17 protein-coding genes are annotated in these 16,253 nt (G+C 63.4%); 13 read left to right on the forward strand and 4 right to left on the reverse strand.

What is annotated here, in order from left to right; all coding sequences use genetic code 11:
- Positions 1-379, reverse strand: a 379-nt coding sequence (locus AC1DUU_RS01445; RefSeq protein ID WP_476781628.1) for a LysR family transcriptional regulator, incomplete at its 3' end; no start/stop codon positions are given.
- 230 nt (positions 380-609) lie between these two features.
- Between AC1DUU_RS01445 and AC1DUU_RS01450 the strand changes: the two genes are divergently transcribed.
- Genes AC1DUU_RS01450 through AC1DUU_RS01460 form a run of 3 tightly spaced genes read left to right on the forward strand, consistent with a single transcriptional unit; the run spans position 610 to position 3,490 of the window.
- The gene (locus tag AC1DUU_RS01450; RefSeq protein ID WP_476781629.1) at positions 610-1,767 is read left to right on the forward strand and encodes an FAD-dependent oxidoreductase; all 1,158 of its coding nucleotides are present in this window, start codon (positions 610-612) and stop codon (positions 1,765-1,767) included.
- A 55-nt stretch (positions 1,768-1,822) separates the two neighbouring features.
- Complete coding sequence (locus AC1DUU_RS01455) at positions 1,823-2,611, forward strand: alpha/beta fold hydrolase (protein WP_476781630.1); 789 nt, start codon at positions 1,823-1,825, stop codon at positions 2,609-2,611.
- A gap of 9 nt (positions 2,612-2,620) precedes the next feature.
- On the forward strand, positions 2,621-3,490 hold the full coding sequence (locus AC1DUU_RS01460; RefSeq protein ID WP_476781631.1) for an alpha/beta hydrolase: 870 nt from the start codon (positions 2,621-2,623) through the stop codon (positions 3,488-3,490).
- Here the strand turns inward: AC1DUU_RS01460 and AC1DUU_RS01465 are convergent.
- Positions 3,487-4,398: a LysR family transcriptional regulator gene (locus AC1DUU_RS01465; RefSeq protein WP_476781632.1), complete on the reverse strand. Its 912-nt coding sequence runs from the start codon at positions 4,396-4,398 to the stop codon at positions 3,487-3,489. The genes AC1DUU_RS01460 and AC1DUU_RS01465 overlap by 4 nt on opposite strands.
- Before the next feature lie 279 nt (positions 4,399-4,677).
- On the opposite strand from AC1DUU_RS01465, the gene AC1DUU_RS01470 reads away from it, so the two are divergent.
- The 10 genes from AC1DUU_RS01470 (at position 4,678) to AC1DUU_RS01515 (ending at position 14,128) form a co-directional block, all read left to right on the forward strand.
- The gene (locus AC1DUU_RS01470; RefSeq protein WP_476781633.1) at positions 4,678-5,637 is read left to right on the forward strand and encodes a dihydrodipicolinate synthase family protein; all 960 of its coding nucleotides are present in this window, start codon (positions 4,678-4,680) and stop codon (positions 5,635-5,637) included.
- 45 nt (positions 5,638-5,682) lie between these two features.
- Positions 5,683-6,234, forward strand: coding sequence for a 3-hydroxyanthranilate 3,4-dioxygenase (locus AC1DUU_RS01475; protein WP_476781634.1), 552 nt, complete (start codon positions 5,683-5,685; stop codon positions 6,232-6,234).
- Between the two features lie 13 nt (positions 6,235-6,247).
- Positions 6,248-7,213, forward strand: a complete 966-nt coding sequence (locus tag AC1DUU_RS01480; protein WP_476781635.1) for an MBL fold metallo-hydrolase — start codon at positions 6,248-6,250, stop codon at positions 7,211-7,213.
- Between the two features lie 26 nt (positions 7,214-7,239).
- Positions 7,240-8,403 (forward strand): ABC transporter substrate-binding protein, encoded by a 1,164-nt coding sequence (locus AC1DUU_RS01485; protein WP_476781636.1) that lies wholly within the window; start codon positions 7,240-7,242, stop codon positions 8,401-8,403.
- Positions 8,404-8,482: 79 nt separating this feature from the next.
- Positions 8,483-9,397, forward strand: coding sequence for a branched-chain amino acid ABC transporter permease (locus AC1DUU_RS01490; protein ID WP_476781637.1), 915 nt, complete (start codon positions 8,483-8,485; stop codon positions 9,395-9,397).
- A gap of 19 nt (positions 9,398-9,416) precedes the next feature.
- Positions 9,417-10,400: a branched-chain amino acid ABC transporter permease gene (locus AC1DUU_RS01495; RefSeq protein ID WP_476781638.1), complete on the forward strand. Its 984-nt coding sequence runs from the start codon at positions 9,417-9,419 to the stop codon at positions 10,398-10,400.
- Positions 10,397-11,155: an ABC transporter ATP-binding protein gene (locus tag AC1DUU_RS01500; protein ID WP_476781639.1), complete on the forward strand. Its 759-nt coding sequence runs from the start codon at positions 10,397-10,399 to the stop codon at positions 11,153-11,155. Before AC1DUU_RS01495 ends, AC1DUU_RS01500 begins: the two co-directional genes overlap by 4 nt.
- Entirely contained in the window at positions 11,149-11,850 is a 702-nt protein-coding gene (locus tag AC1DUU_RS01505) for an ABC transporter ATP-binding protein (RefSeq protein WP_476781640.1), read from the forward strand. Before AC1DUU_RS01500 ends, AC1DUU_RS01505 begins: the two co-directional genes overlap by 7 nt.
- Positions 11,837-12,664: an aspartate dehydrogenase gene (locus AC1DUU_RS01510; RefSeq protein ID WP_476781641.1), complete on the forward strand. Its 828-nt coding sequence runs from the start codon at positions 11,837-11,839 to the stop codon at positions 12,662-12,664. Before AC1DUU_RS01505 ends, AC1DUU_RS01510 begins: the two co-directional genes overlap by 14 nt.
- A 24-nt stretch (positions 12,665-12,688) precedes the next feature.
- Entirely contained in the window at positions 12,689-14,128 is a 1,440-nt protein-coding gene (locus AC1DUU_RS01515) for an NAD-dependent succinate-semialdehyde dehydrogenase (protein ID WP_476781642.1), read from the forward strand.
- Between the two features lie 60 nt (positions 14,129-14,188).
- On the opposite strand, the gene AC1DUU_RS01520 is transcribed toward AC1DUU_RS01515, so the two are convergent.
- Both AC1DUU_RS01520 and AC1DUU_RS01525 read right to left on the reverse strand, forming a co-directional pair.
- Positions 14,189-14,965, reverse strand: coding sequence for an L-fucose dehydrogenase (locus tag AC1DUU_RS01520; protein WP_476781643.1), 777 nt, complete (start codon positions 14,963-14,965; stop codon positions 14,189-14,191).
- Positions 14,966-14,970: 5 nt separating this feature from the next.
- On the reverse strand, positions 14,971-16,248 hold the full coding sequence (locus AC1DUU_RS01525; RefSeq protein WP_476781644.1) for an L-fuconate dehydratase: 1,278 nt from the start codon (positions 16,246-16,248) through the stop codon (positions 14,971-14,973).
- Between the last annotated feature and the right edge of the window lie 5 nt (positions 16,249-16,253).

Below are 16,253 nucleotides of genomic sequence, written 5' to 3' on the forward strand. Positions count from 1 at the left end.
GCTTGGGCCGCTCCCTGCGCAGGCGGGCGATGGCGGTGGGCAGCAATTCGGCCGAGGCCGAAAGCAGCGTGCCGATGGCGACACGGCCGCCGGTGCCGTCGCGCAGGTCGGCGAGATGCTCCTCGGCATGGGCAAGCTGGGTGATGACGAGGCGTGCGTGCTCGGCCAGCGTGTCGCCGAACATCGTCGGCACGACCCCGCGATTGGTACGGTCAAAGAGCCTTGCCTTGGTCAGTGCCTCGATTTCCTGCAGCGCCTTGGTGACGGCCGACTGGGTCATGTTCAGCCGCTTGGCCGCGCGCACGAGGTTGCCTTCCTCGACTATGGCCACGACCATGCGCAGATGGCGGATGGTCAGGCGGCTGGTCACGAGCTTCATTGCGGCATCATCCTCCCAATGATGATTGTGATTTTGATATTCCAAATCCTCATAGAAATATCCAGAGAATTCACTTGTTTGAATTTCCATTCGCTGGGACCTTGCCACGAGGAGGGGCTGGCGGCGTGAGGAACGTTGCCGGCTCATGGAGGTATTTGGGCCTGAGGTCGCACTTTGCGACCCGCGCAGCGGACGTCGGCAGCATGCCGCACGGGGAGGAAATTCACGACATGATGCAGAAGACCAGAGCCGGACGCCGCGCGGAAATAGCAGGCGCTGGAATTGGCGGCCTGACCACGGCTGCGGCCCTTGCCCAGCGCGGCTGGTCGGTGACCGTGCATGAACGCGCGCCGACACTCAGGACTTTCGGCGCCGGCATCTACATCTGGAGCAATGGCCTGCGCGTGCTGCAGGCGATCGGCGCCTACGACCAGGCGACGGTTGGCGCGCATATCGGTCCGCAGTTCCACACCCGCGACCACGACAACACGACCATGGAAGAAATTCCGATCAACGGTTCGGGTGATGCGAAGCTGATCACCATCCTGCGCGAGACGCTGATCAATTCGCTGGTCGATACCTGCCGCAGGAGCGGCGTCGAGATTCTCACCAATTCGGAAGCCGTGGGCGCGACAGCTGAGGGCGAGCTGCTGCTCGCTGATGGTTCGAAGCGCAGTGCCGACCTGATCGTTGGTGCCGACGGCATCAACTCAAAGGTCCGGGATTCGCTCGACCTGATGATGTACCGCAAGCATCTCGGCTACGGCGCTATCCGCATGCTGATTTCGCGCGACGACGGCGACGTGCCGGCGGAAGACCGCGAGCGCTACATCGAATATTTCACAGGCACGCGCCGCATCCTCTATACGCCGGCGAGCGCCACCGATCTCTATGTCGCCCTGTGCTGCGCGGCCGACGATGCGGCTGCATTGAAAGTACCGGCCGACCGCAAGCTCTGGACGCAATCCTTTCCGCATCTTGCCAATCTCGTTGCACGTTTCGGCGACGCCGGCCGCTGGGATGCCTTCGAGGTGGTCAAGCTCAAGCAGTGGAGCAAGGGACGCGTGGCGATCCTCGGCGATGCTGCGCATGCCATGCCGCCTTATCTCGGGCAGGGCGGTGGTTGTGCCCTGATGAATGGTCTGGGCCTTGCCGCAGCCATCGACGAAGGAAACGACGTCGCCCAGTCGCTGGCCGATTGGGAAGCGCGGGAACGCCCGATGACCGAGCACACGCAGGATACGGCCGAGCGGCTTGGCGACATGAATTTCTGGCCCGACGACGTTCGCTCGCAGGTCTTGAAGATCACCGGCAAAAGCCGCGAGATTGGCGCCGAGCGCATGAAGACGGCGCGCCACGCCCCGACAGCGACCAAAGCCCTGGCATGAACCCACTGACATCAAGGAAGCCTTGAGCTTGCCTTCAGAATTTCGGAGTCCGCACATGAAATCCATCGAGATCGGCGCCAACACTCTTTCCTATGACGATGCCGGCGAAGGTCCGGTGCTGCTGCTTTTGTCGGGCTGGTGCCAGGATCACCGCCTGTTCAAGACGCTGGTGCCTGAACTCGCCAAGACGAACCGCGTCATCCGCCTGGACTGGCGTGGCCATGGCGAACACCGTGAGCATGATGGCGACTTCACCACCAGCGAGCAGGCCGACGATGTGGTCGCCTTCCTCGACAAGATGGACATCGACACCGTAGTGCCGGTTTCGACCTCGCATGGCGGCTGGGCCAACATCGAGATCACCGACCGGCTCGGTGTGGCGCGCGTTCCGCGCTCGGTGGTGATCGACTGGATCCAGACGACGCCCGATGAGGCGTTCTTCTCGATGATCGACCACATCCAGGATCGCACCAACTGGGAAAACGGCCGCGGCGACTTCTTCAACTACTGGATCGGCGACACCGACAACCAGGACATCATCGGCCACGTCAATGACGAGATGGCCAAGTACAGCTTCGAGATGTGGGCGCGCTCGGGCCGTGAAATCGCCAGGGCCTATCGCAAATGGGGCAACCCGATGCAGCGCATGGCGGCACTGAAGGAAAAGCGCCCGATCACCCACATCTATTCGCAGCCCTTCGAGGCGGAATATGCGCAGGCGCAGCTCGACTTCGCGGCGAAAAACGACTGGTACAAGCCCAACAAGCTGCCTGGAAAAACACACTTCCCGACGCTGGAGCAGCCCAAGGTCATGGCCGAGACCATCCGCGCCTTCGTGAAGTAGGAGTTTTGCATGAGCGTGCTTGCCGACGAAGCCAACTGGCCGCGAGAGATCATCGACCGCGACTACGGCGCGCGTGCTTCGGTCGCCCCTGAGGTGTTCGACGCCGAGATGCGCAATTATCGTGGCCGCTCGGAAGAAATGCGTCCTCACGCCTCGCATCTTGAGGTCGTCTACGATGCCGAAAGTGGCCAGACCATCGACATCTACGGCGCGGGCGAAGGCCTGCGTCCGGTGTTCGTGTTCATTCATGGCGGCTATTGGCGCATGCTGTCCAAGCACGATTCCGCCTTCATGGCCGGAATGCTGGCGCGCCATGGCATCGCCACCGCCGTCGTCGACTACAGGCTCGCTCCCGCGGTGACGCTGGACGAGATCGTGCGCGAGGTTCGCGCGGCAATCGCCTTCCTGGCCAAGAATGGACGCGCTTACGGCATCGACCCTGACCGCATCTATGTTGGGGGAAGTTCGGCTGGCGGGCATTTGACTGGGGCAGTGCTGAGCGGCGGCTGGCACCAGCAATTCGGCGTACCCGAAAACGTCATCAAGGGAGCGATGCCGATCAGCGGCCTGTTCCATCTGGCGCCGATCGCCAAGTCGTTCGTCCAGGATTGGTTGTCGCTGGATGCTTCCGCGGTGGAGCGGCTGAGCCCGGCGGCAAACATTCCGGCGGTGGGTTGCCCGATCATTGTCGCTTATGCCGATGGTGACCCGGCCGGTTTCAGGCGCCAGTCGTGCGAATATGACCGGCTCTGGCGCGAGGCGGGCTTTGCCTCGCAACTGATCGAGATTGCCGGCCGCAACCATTTCGACGTGCTGCTCGATCTCGCCTCCGACGATACGGTTCTGTCCAAGGCGCTGGTCAAGTTGATCAAGGGTTAGCTGGTTTCGCGCGGCGTCAGCTGCTGGGCGTAGCGCCTTACGACTGCGGCGAAGGCCGAGACGGCCGGCGAGATCGAACGGCCGGTGGCGTGGATCATCACCACTTCGCGCGAGATGTTGGGCTCGATCAGTGGCTTGCCGACGACCTTGCGGTAGCGGGCGGCGGCAAGCGCATAGGTCGGCAGCACGGCGACGCCAAGCCCGGCCTCGACGAGGGCGATTGCGGTCGTGATCTGCGTCACCTCATAGACCGGCTTCAGGGCAAGTTCCGCCGTTTCGAAGCCGACCTCGACCAGAAGCCGGATGCCGCTGTCGCGGGTCAGCGTGATCATGGGCTGGTCCTCCAATTCACGCCATGGCACCGAAACGGCGCCGTTGAACGGGCTGCGCTGGTCGCAAAACAGCATCAGGCTGTCGCGCACCAGAGGCAGGCGCTCGATGCCTTCTTCGGCCGGGGAGAAGGTGCCCAAGCCGCAATCGGCCTTGCCGCTCCTGACGCTTTCGACGATCTGCTCGGTGCCGACGTCGGCGAGCTGGACCGCAATGCCGGGATAGCGCTTCTGGAAGTCGGCGATGGCCTGCGGCAGCACGACAGCGGCGAGCAAGGGCGGGGCGGCGATGCGCAGGCGCCCGCGCCGGCGTTCCGCCAGTTCGTGGACGCCTTCGACCGCATGCTCCAGTTCCTCCAGCACCTTGGCGGCGGAGTGGCGGAATTCGCGCCCGGCGTCGGTCAGTTCGACGCGCCGCGTCGTGCGGTCGAACAGGCGCACGGCGAGTTCCGCTTCGAGATCCTTGATCGATTGCGAAAGTGCCGGCTGCGCGGTGTTCAGCCGTTCGGCGGCACGCGAAAAATTGCCGAGATCGGCGACGGCGAGGAAGCTCTCGATCTGCTTGATGGTGATTTTCATGAGACTTCCCGATCTATTGGAATTTCGTCTCAATTAATAGCATGAATGATGATTGTCTTATAGATGGCGTCGGTGTTTTCTGAGCTGGGAGCAAGGCTTGCACTTCAGTGTGGGCGTGGAGGATTTCTTGAACGTGAGGGGCGTAATCAGCGACGCAACGAATGGCCGGATGGACCACAATGTCCGCCGGTGCGCGCGATCTTCAAATGCCTCTCAATGCACGAAATTCTGGCTCGCCGTGCTCGGCAACGCGGGAGGCGATATTCAGGTGGATGACCTATGAAATATAGCAAAAAAGACGCCAAGGCCTATTCGCGGGCAACGATGAAGGGGATCTGGGCCGCCGGCCTGATGCCGTTCAAGCAGGACCTCGCCATCGATGAGGACGGCTTCCGCGGCAATATCGATCACTGGATCGAAGATCTCAAGATCGACGGCTTCTTCATTGCCGGCAAGCAGGGCGAGTTCTTCTCGATGTCGATCGACGAGCGCAAGCGCAGCTTCGACCTTGCCGTCGATGCCTGTGCCGGCCGTGCCCAGACCATCATGTCTTGCTCCGACCAGAACATGGACGTGGTCATCGACCTCGCCAAGCACGCGCAGAAGTGCGGTGCCGACTACGTCGTGGTGCATGCACCGGTGCTGCATTTCTTCAAGCAGCAGGACGAAACGCTGCTCAACTATTACCGCACCATCGCCGACAAGGTGGATATCGGCATAGCACTGTGGAGCCACCCCGATAGCGGCTATCTGATGAGCCCTGGGCTTTGCAACAAGCTCGCCGATATCGAAAACGTCGTCGCCATCAAGTACTCGGTGCCACGCCCGATGTACAAGGAACTGAATGCGCTCGCCGGCGACCGCATCCTGGTCAGCACGGCCTCGGAAGAGGAATGGCTGGACAACATCCTCGAGCTCGACTGGCAGCTGTATCTCTGCTCGTCGCCGCCCTACCTGATCCAGACCAAGCACGATACACGCATGCGCCAGTACACGGACCTTGCCTTTGCCGGCAAAGCGGAAGAAGCGCGGCGCATTCGCGACAGCCTCGACCCGGTGCGAGCTGCCCTCAAGGACACGCGCCCGGCCGAAAAGCCGCATTCGCACCAGAAATACTGGCAGGAACTGCTTGGCCAGACCGGCGGCAGGGTTCGCCCGCCATTGCTCGAACTCACCGAGGACGAGAAGCGCGTTACCCGCGCCGCTTTCGACAATTGTGGCCTCAAGACCACGGCCTGACCCACACCACCGACGCGCCCGCGCCGCCCAACCGGAGGAATGACCATGACCAGACGCCTCGCAGCGTTCAACTTCTCGAAATGGATCGACGAGCATCAGCATCTGCTCAAGCCGCCGGTCGGCAACCAGCTGGTGTTCAAGGATGCCGACCTGATGGTGACGGTCGTCGGCGGCCCGAACAGTCGCTGCGACTACCATGACGACCCGGTCGAGGAGTTCTTCTACCAGCTCAAGGGCGACATGCTGCTGAAGCTGCACGATACCACGACCGGCGAGTTCTATGACGTGCCGATCCGCGAGGGCGAGGTGTTCCTGCTGCCCGCCCACATGCGCCATTCGCCTCAGCGCCCACAAGAAGGCTCGATCGGCCTCGTCATCGAATCGCCCCGCCCTGAAGGCGCGCTCGACGCCATCGAATGGTATTGCTTCGAATGCAGCACCCGGGTGCACCGCGCCGAGGTCGATCTGGAATCGATCGTCGATGACCTGCCGCCGATCTACAAGGCTTTCTACGAAGACGAAAAAGCCCGCACCTGCCCGAACTGCGGCACTCTCCATCCCGGTAAGGAACCGCCGGCCGGCTGGGTCAAGCTCTGAGGCTGGTGAACCCATGAAGGTCGTCAGGCGACATTTTCCGGAACTCGGCATCGAACTGGAGCGGCTTGAAGCCGGTCGGGTCGCGGTGACCTGTATTCCCGACATGGCCAATGTGGCCTGGCAAGCCAAGGCGATCTTTGGCGGGCTTTCGCGCGACGATCTTGAGCTTGCCGCTGAGCGTTCGCCTGCCGGCACGGTCGACCCCGTAGGCGAGACGGTGGCGCTGAGCTTCAACTGCTATGTCATCGAAACGCCCGAATATGTCGCGCTGATCGATGGCGGCATCGGCGATGGCAAGGAGCGGCCGCACCGGCCGGCCTGGCATCGCCGCGAAACCAAATTCCTCGAGACGCTGAAGGCCATTGGCATCGCGCCCGAAGATGTCGATATCGTCATCAACACGCATCTGCACGCCGACCATGTCGGCTGGAACACCAGGCGGGAAGGCGAAACCTGGCGGCCGACCTTTCCCAATGCCCGCTATGTCGTATCTGAGGTCGAGCTCGGCCACTGGATAGCTGTCCACGAGGCTGAGCCGCAGGGCTACACATTGCACGGCGCCTTCGCAGATAGCGTGTTGCCTATTATTCGCAGCGTCGGCTTCGAGGCTGTCGCTTCAGATGCCGAGGTCGTGCCGGGCCTCACGCTGCGCCCAGCACCTGGCCATTCGCCGGGTATGGTGGTGGTGTCTCTGGCAACAGGGGAGGGCGAGGTGCTGTTTCTCGCCGACGCCGTGCATCACCCGCTGCAGCTCGGCGACGACAGCATCGTCTGCAATTTCTGCGAGGACCCCAAGCAGGCGCGCACGACGCGCATCGCGCTGCTCGCTGATGCGGCGGCAGCCAATACGGTGCTTGCGCCTTACCATTTTCCCGCTCCTGTCTTCGGCCGGCTTGAGGCGGATGCGGCTTCTTTCAGGTTTTGTCCTCTCGAAATCGAGACGACAGCTAAGCCGGCAAACAACAACGCGCGCCCATAAGACGCCACCCAGAGGAGAACTGAGCCATGAATTTCAGACGTATGTTGCTTGCAGCTTCCGTCGCTGCCTTGGCGGCACTGCCGGCCTTCGCCGCCGATCCCGTCAAGATCGGCATGATCACCACGCTTTCGGGGCCGGCCGGCTATCTCGGCCAGGATATCCGCGACGGCTTCATGCTCGCCTTGGAAGATGGCAAGCTCGGCGGCGTGCCCGTCGAATTGGTCGTCGAGGATGATGGCCTCAAGCCTGGCCAAGGCAAGCAGATCGCCGAACGCTTCCTCAGCGAAAACGGCATCAAGCTGTTCACCGGCATCGTCTTCTCCAACGTCGCCGGCGCAACCATCCCCGACATCGTCGATAGCGGGGCCTTCTACGTCAGCCCCAATGCCGCGCCCTCGAACCTGGCCGGCAAGGAGTGCAACGAAAACTACTTCGTCGTCTCCTGGCAGAACGACTCGCTGCATGAAAGCGCTGGCCAGAACGCCACCAATCTCGGCTACAAGAAGGCCTTCGTGCTGGCGCCCAACTACCAGGCCGGCAAGGACGCGATCGCCGGTTTCAAGCGTTATTTCAAGGGCGAGATCGCGGGCGAGATCTATACCCGCCTCGACCAGACCGATTTTGCGGCGGAACTCGCCCAGGTGCGCGCGGCCAAGCCTGACGTAGTCTTCCAGTTTCATCCCGGCGGCCTCGGCATCACCTTCCTGCGCCAGTACGAGCAGTCGGGCCTGATGAAGGAAATCCCGATGGTCGTGGCCGAACCGTCGATGGACGGCGTGACGCTCGCCGCCGTCGGCGATGCGGCTATCGGCCTGAACGTCTCCAGCCACTGGAACTCGGACTTCGACAACGCGGCCAACAAGAAGTTCATGGACGCCTGGAACAAGACCTACAACCGTCCGGTGACCTACTATGCCAGCCAGGGTTATGACGCGGCCCTCGCTTACGCTTCGGCGCTGAAGGCGACCGGCGGCAATATCGACGACGCCGACGCGTTCCGTACAGCACTGCGCAAGGCGGACTTCGAGTCAGTGCGCGGCAAGTTCGCCTTCGGGCCAAACCAGCATCCGGTGCAGAACTGGTACGCGCTGAAGGTCGAAAAGGGCGCCGACGGCAAGCCGGTGCTGAAGACTGTCGGCGAGGTCTTCAAGGACCATGGCGACGCCTACGCCGCCGACTGCAAGATGTAATCTCGGCCCGATCGATGCTGCGGGCGGCACAACTGCCGCTCGCCACCTTTCCCCATTTTCCCAATCGAAGCGATAGGCGATGACGCTCTTCCTCGAACAGATGCTCAATGGCGTGCAATTCGGCGTCATGCTTTTCCTGCTGGCGGCCGGCCTGACGCTGATCTTCGGCATCATGGGCGTCATCAACCTGGCGCATGGCTCGATCTATATGATCGGGGCTTATGCCGGCACGTGGGTGGCGGCTGAAACCGGCTCGTTCTGGCTCGGCATTCCGGCGGCCCTTGCGGCTGCTGCCGTCACCGGTGCTGCAATTGAATTCCTGGTCGTGCGGCGGCTTTATGGGCGTGACCATCTCGACCAGGTGCTGGCGACCTTCGGCCTGATCCTGATCTTCAACCAGACCATCACCATCCTGTTCGGACGCCAGCCTCTGTTCGTGTCGATGCCGGCCTTGCTCGACGGTTCGGTCGAACTGCTGCCGGGGCTGGTCTATCCGATCTACCGGCTGGCGATCATCGCCGTTGGCCTGCTGGTGGCACTCGGGCTCTACCTTCTGATCAACAAGACGCGCATCGGCATGCTGGTCCGCGCCGGCTCGACCAACCGCGAGATGGTGCGCGCGCTCGGCGTCGACATCCGGTTGCTCTACACGCTGGTGTTCGGCCTGGGGGCGCTGCTTGCCGGCCTCGCCGGCTTCATGGCCGGCCCGATCCTTGCGGTGCAGGTCGGCATGGGCGAGCAGATCCTGATCACCACCTTCGTCGTGGTGGTGATCGGTGGCGTCGGCTCGATCCGGGGTGCCTTCTTCGCCAGCCTCATCCTCGGCATCGTCGACACCGGCCTGCGCGCCTATCTGCCTGGCCTTCTGCGCCAGGTCATGGTCGGGCCGGATGCGGACGCGCTCGGCGCCGGCATCTCGTCGATGGGCATCTATCTGCTGATGGCGATCGTGCTTCTCATAAGGCCCAAGGGCCTGTTCATCCGAAATTCCTGAACTAGGCGCTGACTGGCCCATGGAAAAATCACTCAAGCGACCTGCCTTGCTTGCCGGCGTGCTGATTGCGCTGATCGCATTGCCGACGGTCGCCGACGCAACCGGCTATGCCGCGCTGACGTCGCTGGCGACACGCGTGCTGATCTACGGCATTGCCGCCGCGAGCCTCAACTTCGTGCTCGGCTATGGCGGCATGGTGAGCTTCGGCCACGCCGCCTTCTTCGGCATCGGCGGTTATGTCGTCGGCATTCTCTACCAGCACTATACGCTGGGCGAGCCGCTGTTCGGCCTCATTCCCGGCACCAACCAGCTCCTGATCACCATTCCGGTGGCGCTGGTCGTCTCCGGCATCATGGCGGCGCTCATCGGCGCGCTGTCGCTGCGCACCGGCGGCGTGCAGTTCATCATGATCACGCTGGCCTTCGCGCAGATGCTGTTTTTCCTGTTTGTCTCGCTGAAAACCTATGGCGGCGACGATGGCCTGATCATCCGCCGCGCCAATGAGCTGCCCGGGCTCAACATGCGCGACAAGCAGACTGTCTATTATGTCTGCCTGGCGATCACGGCACTGTTCTTTTTCATCCTCTGGCGCATCGTCAATTCGCGCTTCGGTAACGTCATCGTCGGTCTGCGCCAGAGCGAAAAGCGCATGGCGGCGATCGGCCTTCCCGCCTATCGCTACAAGCTGATGGCCTTCGTCATCTCCGGCATGGGCTGCGGCCTTGCCGGCGCGCTGATGGCCAATTTCCTGCGCTATGCCAGCCCCGACATGATGCACTGGACCAAGTCGGGCGAGCTGATGGTCATGGTCATCCTGGGCGGCGTCGGCACGTTGTTTGGCCCGCTGCTCGGTGCCGCCGTGTTCATCGTGCTTGAATCCATCCTCGCATCGTGGACGGAGAACTGGCAGCTGGGCCTTGGACTGATCCTGCTGTTTGTCGTGCTCTACACCCAAGGCGGCGTCCAGGCGCTTGGTGCCCGTATGCTCGGGAGGCGCGCATGACCACTCCTGTCCTCAACGTCCAGGGCATGGTCAAGCGCTTCGGCGGCCTGCTTGCCACCGACCATGTCGATTTGACCGTGAAGCCCGGCGAGATCCACGCTTTGATCGGCCCCAACGGTGCCGGCAAGACGACGCTGATCTCGCAGCTGATGGGCGAGCTCAAGCAGAACGAAGGCACCATCGAACTCGACGGCCAGCCGATCACCACCTTGCCGACCGCCAAGCGTGTGTCGATGGGGCTGGCGCGAACCTTCCAGATCACCTGCCTGCTGCCCGACTATACGGTGCTCGACAATGTCGCCATCGCCGTCCAGGTGCGGCAGGGCCACAGCTTCCGCTTCTGGGGCAATGTCAGGCATGAGGCCGAGCTGCGTGAAGATGCGCGTAGCTACCTCGCAGGTGCCGGCCTTACAGAGCGTGCCGACGAGTTGGTCGCGAACCTGTCGCATGGCGAGCAGAAGCAGCTCGAACTGGCGGTGGCGCTCGCCACCAAGCCGCGCCTGCTCTTGCTCGACGAGCCGATGGCCGGACTCGGCCATCTCGAAAGCCAGCAGATGATCGAGATGCTGCGCGGCCTCAAGAACCAGGTCTCGATGCTGCTTGTCGAGCACGACATGGAGGCGGTGTTCGCGCTCGCCGACCGCGTCTCGGTGCTGGTCTATGGCCGCATCATCGCCACCGGTTCGGTCGACGAAATCAGGGACAATCCGGAGGTCCGCACGGCCTATCTGGGCGAGGGAGACGAGCTATGCTGAGCGTCGCCAAATTGCAGTCGGCCTATGGGCGGAGCCAGGTGCTTTTCGACGTCGCGCTGGAGATCGGCGACGGCGAGGTGGTGACGCTGCTCGGCCGCAACGGCATGGGCAAGACAACCACGGTCAAGTCGATCATGGGCCTGCTCAAGCCGCTGTCAGGCGAGATCAGCTTCGCCGGTCGCGATGTCCGCGGTGCCATGCCCGAGACGGTGGCGCGGCTTGGCGTCGGTCTGGTGCCCGAGGGACGCCAGGCGTTTTCGACGCTGACGGTGCGCGAAAACCTCGTTGCCACCGCCGCCAATCGCCTCGGCCGCAAGAATGCCTGGACGCTTGAACGCGTCTACGCGCTGTTTCCGCGCTTGCGCGAGCGAGCCGGCCAGGCAGCGGGCACGCTGTCGGGCGGCGAACAGCAGATGCTGGTCGTCGGCCGCGCGCTGATGACCAATCCCAAGCTGCTCATCCTTGATGAAGCGACCGAGGGCTTGGCGCCGGTGATCCGTGCCGAGATCTGGGCTTGCATCGAGGCCCTGAAGGCGGAGGGGCAGTCGATCCTGTTGATCGACAAGAACCTCAACGTGCTGAAGCGGCTCGCCGATCGCCACTACATCTTGGAAAAGGGCCGGACCGTCTGGTCGGGTACCGGTGAAGACCTGACCCGCAACGCCGAATTGGTGCAGCGCTATGTCGGCCTCTGAGAAGCGGCAACGCCGGTTGCGCATCTGTTTCGTCGGCTGGGGCGCGATTGCCAGCCGCGTTGGCGAACTGCTTGCCGAACGCGAATCTGATGGCGTCGAGATTGTTGCGATCGCCGTCCGCGACGGTGGACGAGAGCGCCAAGGCTTGCCCAAAGGTGCCCGACTGATCTCCGGGCCGGAAGAGCTTGTTGGGCTCGACATCGACATGGTCATCGAGGCGGCCGGACGGCCGGCCGTCGCCATTTGGGGCGAGGCGGCGCTGCGCCATGCTGCAAGCTTTGTCGTCTCCTCGACGAGCGCCTTTTGCGACGACGCACTCTACCAGCGGCTGCTTGCCGTGGCGCGCGAGACGGGGAGCCGTATCGTCATGCCTTCGGGCGCGCTCGGCGATCTCGGCGCGCTGGCCGCAGCCTCGATCCTGCCGATCGACGAGGTGACGCACACCATCGTCAAGCCGCCACTGGCTTGGCAGGGCACCAAGGCGAGTGAGCTTGTCGATCTCGACAAGCTCATGGAGCGCACCGCGTTTTTTACCGGCACGGCGCGTCAGGCGGCCAACGCGTTCCCGCAGAATGCCAATGTGGCCGTCATTTCCGCTTTGTCGGGTATCGGTCTCGACCGCACGCGCATTGTGCTGGTGGCCGACCCGGCAGCCAAGCGCAACGTCCACGAGGTCAGCGCCTCAGGCGCCTTTGGCCGGCTTGATCTGCGCCTTGAAAACGAAGCGCTCAAGAACAATCCGAAATCATCCGAGATGACCGCGCTCAGCCTTGTCAGGCTTATCGAAAACCAGCTTGCCCCCCTTGCGCACTAGCCGCCAGGGACAATGGAGACTCTCATGACGAACACCTATCCCGACCTCAAGCTTTACATCGGCGGCTCCTGGCGCAAGACGGTCGACACCCAGCCTGTGCTCAATCCGGCCGACGAAACCGTTATCGGCGCGGTGCCTGTCGCCACGCGCGCGGACCTCGACGACGCGCTCGATGCCGCGGCGAAAGGCTTCAACGTGTGGCGCAGGACCTCGCCGGCGAAGCGCGCCGAGGTCATCCTCAAGGCATCCCAGCTGATGCGCGAGCGCATCGACGAGATCGCCTATGCGATCACCCTGGAGCACGGCAAGCCGCTCGCCCAGGCCCGTCTCGAGGTCATTCGCGGCTGCGAATTCTTCGAATGGGACGCCGCCGAGGGCCAGCGCACCTATGGCCGCGTCATTCCGAGCGAGCCGGGGATCAAATACATCGTGCACCACCAGCCCATAGGCACGGTCGCGGCGTTTTCGCCGTGGAATTTTCCGATGAGCCAGCCGTCGCGCAAGATCGCCGGCGCGCTTGCCGCCGGATGCTCGATCATCCTGAAAGCCGCCGAGGAAACACCTGCCGGCGCCTTCCACATTGCGCGTGCGTTCCACGATGCGGGCCTGCCCGCAGGCGTCTTCAACCTCGTCTTCGGCGTGCCTGCGGAGATTTCGGGCTATCTCATCCCGCAGAGCCAGGTCCGTCTGGTCGCCTTCACCGGTTCGACGGCCGTCGGCAAGCACCTGACCGAGATGGCGGCGCGCCACATGACGCCAGTGCTGATGGAACTCGGCGGGCATGCGCCCGTGATCGTCTGCGACGACGTCGATCCGGTCGCTGCCGCGATCGCATCGGCGGTGCGCAAGGCGCGCAATTCCGGGCAGGTCTGCACCTCGCCGACGCGCTTTTACGTGCAGGAGCGTATCTATGACGCCTTCACCAAGGCGTTCGCCGAGACGGCCCGCGCCATCACGGTCGGCAACGGCCTGGAAGCGGCAACCCAGATGGGGCCGGTGGCCAACCATCGCCGAATCGAAGCGCTGGAAGCCCTGACGGCGGACGCGCGCGCCAAGGGCGCCCGCGTGCTGACGGGCGGCGAGCGGCTCGGCAATCGCGGCTATTTCTTCCCCGTCACCACGATCGCCGACCTTCCTGATGACGCGCGCGCCATGCACGAAGAGCCGTTCGGCCCGATGGCGCTGATCAATCCCGTCGGTTCGGTCGAAGAGGCCATCGAAAAGGCCAACGCGCTGCCCTTCGGCCTGGCGGCCTACGCCTTCACGCACTCGGCCCGCACCGCCGACCAGCTTGCGGACGGGATCGAGGCGGGCAATGTCTCGATCAACACGCTGGAGGCGTCTGTTCCCGAAACACCGTTCGGTGGCGTGAAAGAAAGCGGTTACGGCCGTGAGGGCGGCCTCGAAGGGCTGGCGCAGTACACCGTCATCAAGAATGTGTCGCACCGCATGACGATTGCCTGACGCAGGCGGGCAAAGTGGCCGGTGCCCGGCAGGGCATCGGGGGTTCCAACACCGTTCCGGTCAATCCAGCGCGCGGTCGAGGTGGGTGTAGCCGCCGTCGACGAACAGCCACTGCCCTGTGGTGTGGCTGGCGCGGTCCGACAGCAGGAAGATGATGGTGTCGGCTATTTCTTCGGCCGTTGTCATCCTTTGGCCGAGTGGAATGCGCCTGGTGATCTCGGCGAGGCGCGCTTCGGGATCGTCGAAGGTCTTGAGCCACTTCTCGTAGAGCGGCGTCATCACCTCGGCGGGGATGACAGCGTTGACGCGGACACCGTCGCCGCGCAACGCTGCCGCCCACTCGCGCGTCAGCGAAAGCTGCGCGCCCTTGGCGGCGGTGTAGCCGCTGGTGTTGCCCTGGCCGGTCAGCGCGGTCTTGGAGGAGACGTTGACGATCGAACCGCGCGCCGTCTTGAGCCAGGGCAGGCAGTGATGGGCGGTCGTGTAGTAGTGGATCAAGTTGCGTTCGAGCGACTCGCGGAAGGCTTCCGGGCCGGCTTCGAGGCCGATGCCGTCATTGATGCCGGCATTGTTGACCAGCCCGTCGATGCAGCCGAAAGTCTGCGCCACATCCTTCACTGCCGCCTCGATTTCCGAGTCGTGCATCAGCTCGACCTGGATGAATTTTGCACGTGGCGAAAGCTTGCGGAGCTGGGCGCTGAAGTCTTCGGCCAGCGGGCTGCGGCCGAAAACGACAGGAATTGCACCCTCGGCGGCAAGGCCAAGCGTGACAGCGCCGCCGATACCCGCGCCACCGCCAGTGACGATGATCACCTTGTCCTTCAGCCCGAGATCCATCCCTGTCAGCCCTTGAATTGGAAGTCTTCGAGCGTCGCCGGCTTCATCTCGATCGAGAAGCCTGGCGCCATTGGCGGCATGTAGGCGGCGTTGCGGACGATGCAGGGTTCCTTGAAGTGTTCGTGCAGGTGGTCGACATATTCGACGACGCGGCCCTCGCGGGTGCCGGCGATGCAGATATAGTCGATCATCGACAAATGCTGGACGTATTCGCACAGGCCGACGCCGCCGGCATGCGGGCAGACCAGCAGATCATACTTCGCCGCCATCAGCAGCACGGCGAGGATCTCATTGACACCGCCGAGACGGCAGGAGTCGATCTGCACCACGTCGATGGCACCGCGCATGATGAACTGCTTGAACATGATGCGGTTCTGGCACATCTCGCCGGTGGCGACCTGAACCGGGGCCACGCCCTCGCGGATCTTGCGGTGGCCCTCGACGTCGTCGGGATTTGTCGGCTCCTCGATGAACCACGGCTTGGCGAAGGCGAGGTCGCGCACCCAGTCGATGGCCTGATCGACTTCCCATACCTGGTTGGCGTCGATCATCAGCTGGCGATCCGGCCCCAGCACCTCGCGGGCGATACGCAGACGCCTGATGTCGTCGGCCTTGTCGCGGCCGACCTTGAGCTTGACGTGGTTGAAGCCGGCATCGACCGCCTCCTGGCACAGACGGCGCAGCTTCTCGTCTTCATAACCGAGCCAGCCGGCCGATGTGGTGTAGCAGGGGTAGCCCTCGCGCTCGAGGATGGCGATGCGCTCGGCCTTGCCGGGTGCCTTCTCGCGCAGCATGGCGAGCGCTTCGTCGGACGTGATGCAGTCGGTGATGTAGCGGAAGTCGATGCAGCGCACGAGTTCTTCCGGAGACATGTCGGCGACCAGCTTCCACACCGGCTTGCCCACCATCTTGGCCCAGATGTCCCACACGGCATTGACGACAGCGCCGGTTGCGAGGTGGATCGCGCCCTTGTCGGGCCCGATCCAGCGCAACTGACTGTCCGATGTGACATGGCGCCAGAAGGCGCCCATGTCTGCTGCAACCTTGTCCATGTCCAGCCCGACGACGAGATGGCGCATCGCCTCGATCGCCGCGCAGCAGATCTCGTTGCCACGGCCGATGGTGAAGGTCAGGCCGTGACCCTCGATGCCGGGGGCGTCGGTTTCCAGGATGACATAGGCCGCCGAATAATCGGGGTCCGGGTTCATCGCGTCGGAACCGTCGAGATGCTGCGAGGTCGGGAAGCGCAGGTCGAGCACCCGCATGTCGATGATGCTGGTCATGGTTG

This window comes from Aminobacter sp. P4_H6_2 (assembly GCF_056400805.1).

Coding starts and splice junctions, on each gene's coding strand:
- AC1DUU_RS01450 (WP_476781629.1), top strand. CDS start 610: ATGATGCAGAAGACCAGAGCCGGACGCCGCGCGGAAATAGCAGGCGCT.
- AC1DUU_RS01455 (WP_476781630.1), top strand. CDS start 1,823: ATGAAATCCATCGAGATCGGCGCCAACACTCTTTCCTATGACGATGCC.
- AC1DUU_RS01460 (WP_476781631.1), top strand. CDS start 2,621: ATGAGCGTGCTTGCCGACGAAGCCAACTGGCCGCGAGAGATCATCGAC.
- AC1DUU_RS01465 (WP_476781632.1), bottom strand. CDS start 4,398: ATGAAAATCACCATCAAGCAGATCGAGAGCTTCCTCGCCGTCGCCGAT.
- AC1DUU_RS01470 (WP_476781633.1), top strand. CDS start 4,678: ATGAAATATAGCAAAAAAGACGCCAAGGCCTATTCGCGGGCAACGATG.
- AC1DUU_RS01475 (WP_476781634.1), top strand. CDS start 5,683: ATGACCAGACGCCTCGCAGCGTTCAACTTCTCGAAATGGATCGACGAG.
- AC1DUU_RS01480 (WP_476781635.1), top strand. CDS start 6,248: ATGAAGGTCGTCAGGCGACATTTTCCGGAACTCGGCATCGAACTGGAG.
- AC1DUU_RS01485 (WP_476781636.1), top strand. CDS start 7,240: ATGAATTTCAGACGTATGTTGCTTGCAGCTTCCGTCGCTGCCTTGGCG.
- AC1DUU_RS01490 (WP_476781637.1), top strand. CDS start 8,483: ATGACGCTCTTCCTCGAACAGATGCTCAATGGCGTGCAATTCGGCGTC.
- AC1DUU_RS01495 (WP_476781638.1), top strand. CDS start 9,417: ATGGAAAAATCACTCAAGCGACCTGCCTTGCTTGCCGGCGTGCTGATT.
- AC1DUU_RS01500 (WP_476781639.1), top strand. CDS start 10,397: ATGACCACTCCTGTCCTCAACGTCCAGGGCATGGTCAAGCGCTTCGGC.
- AC1DUU_RS01505 (WP_476781640.1), top strand. CDS start 11,149: ATGCTGAGCGTCGCCAAATTGCAGTCGGCCTATGGGCGGAGCCAGGTG.
- AC1DUU_RS01510 (WP_476781641.1), top strand. CDS start 11,837: ATGTCGGCCTCTGAGAAGCGGCAACGCCGGTTGCGCATCTGTTTCGTC.
- AC1DUU_RS01515 (WP_476781642.1), top strand. CDS start 12,689: ATGACGAACACCTATCCCGACCTCAAGCTTTACATCGGCGGCTCCTGG.
- AC1DUU_RS01520 (WP_476781643.1), bottom strand. CDS start 14,965: ATGGATCTCGGGCTGAAGGACAAGGTGATCATCGTCACTGGCGGTGGC.
- AC1DUU_RS01525 (WP_476781644.1), bottom strand. CDS start 16,248: ATGACCAGCATCATCGACATGCGGGTGCTCGACCTGCGCTTCCCGACC.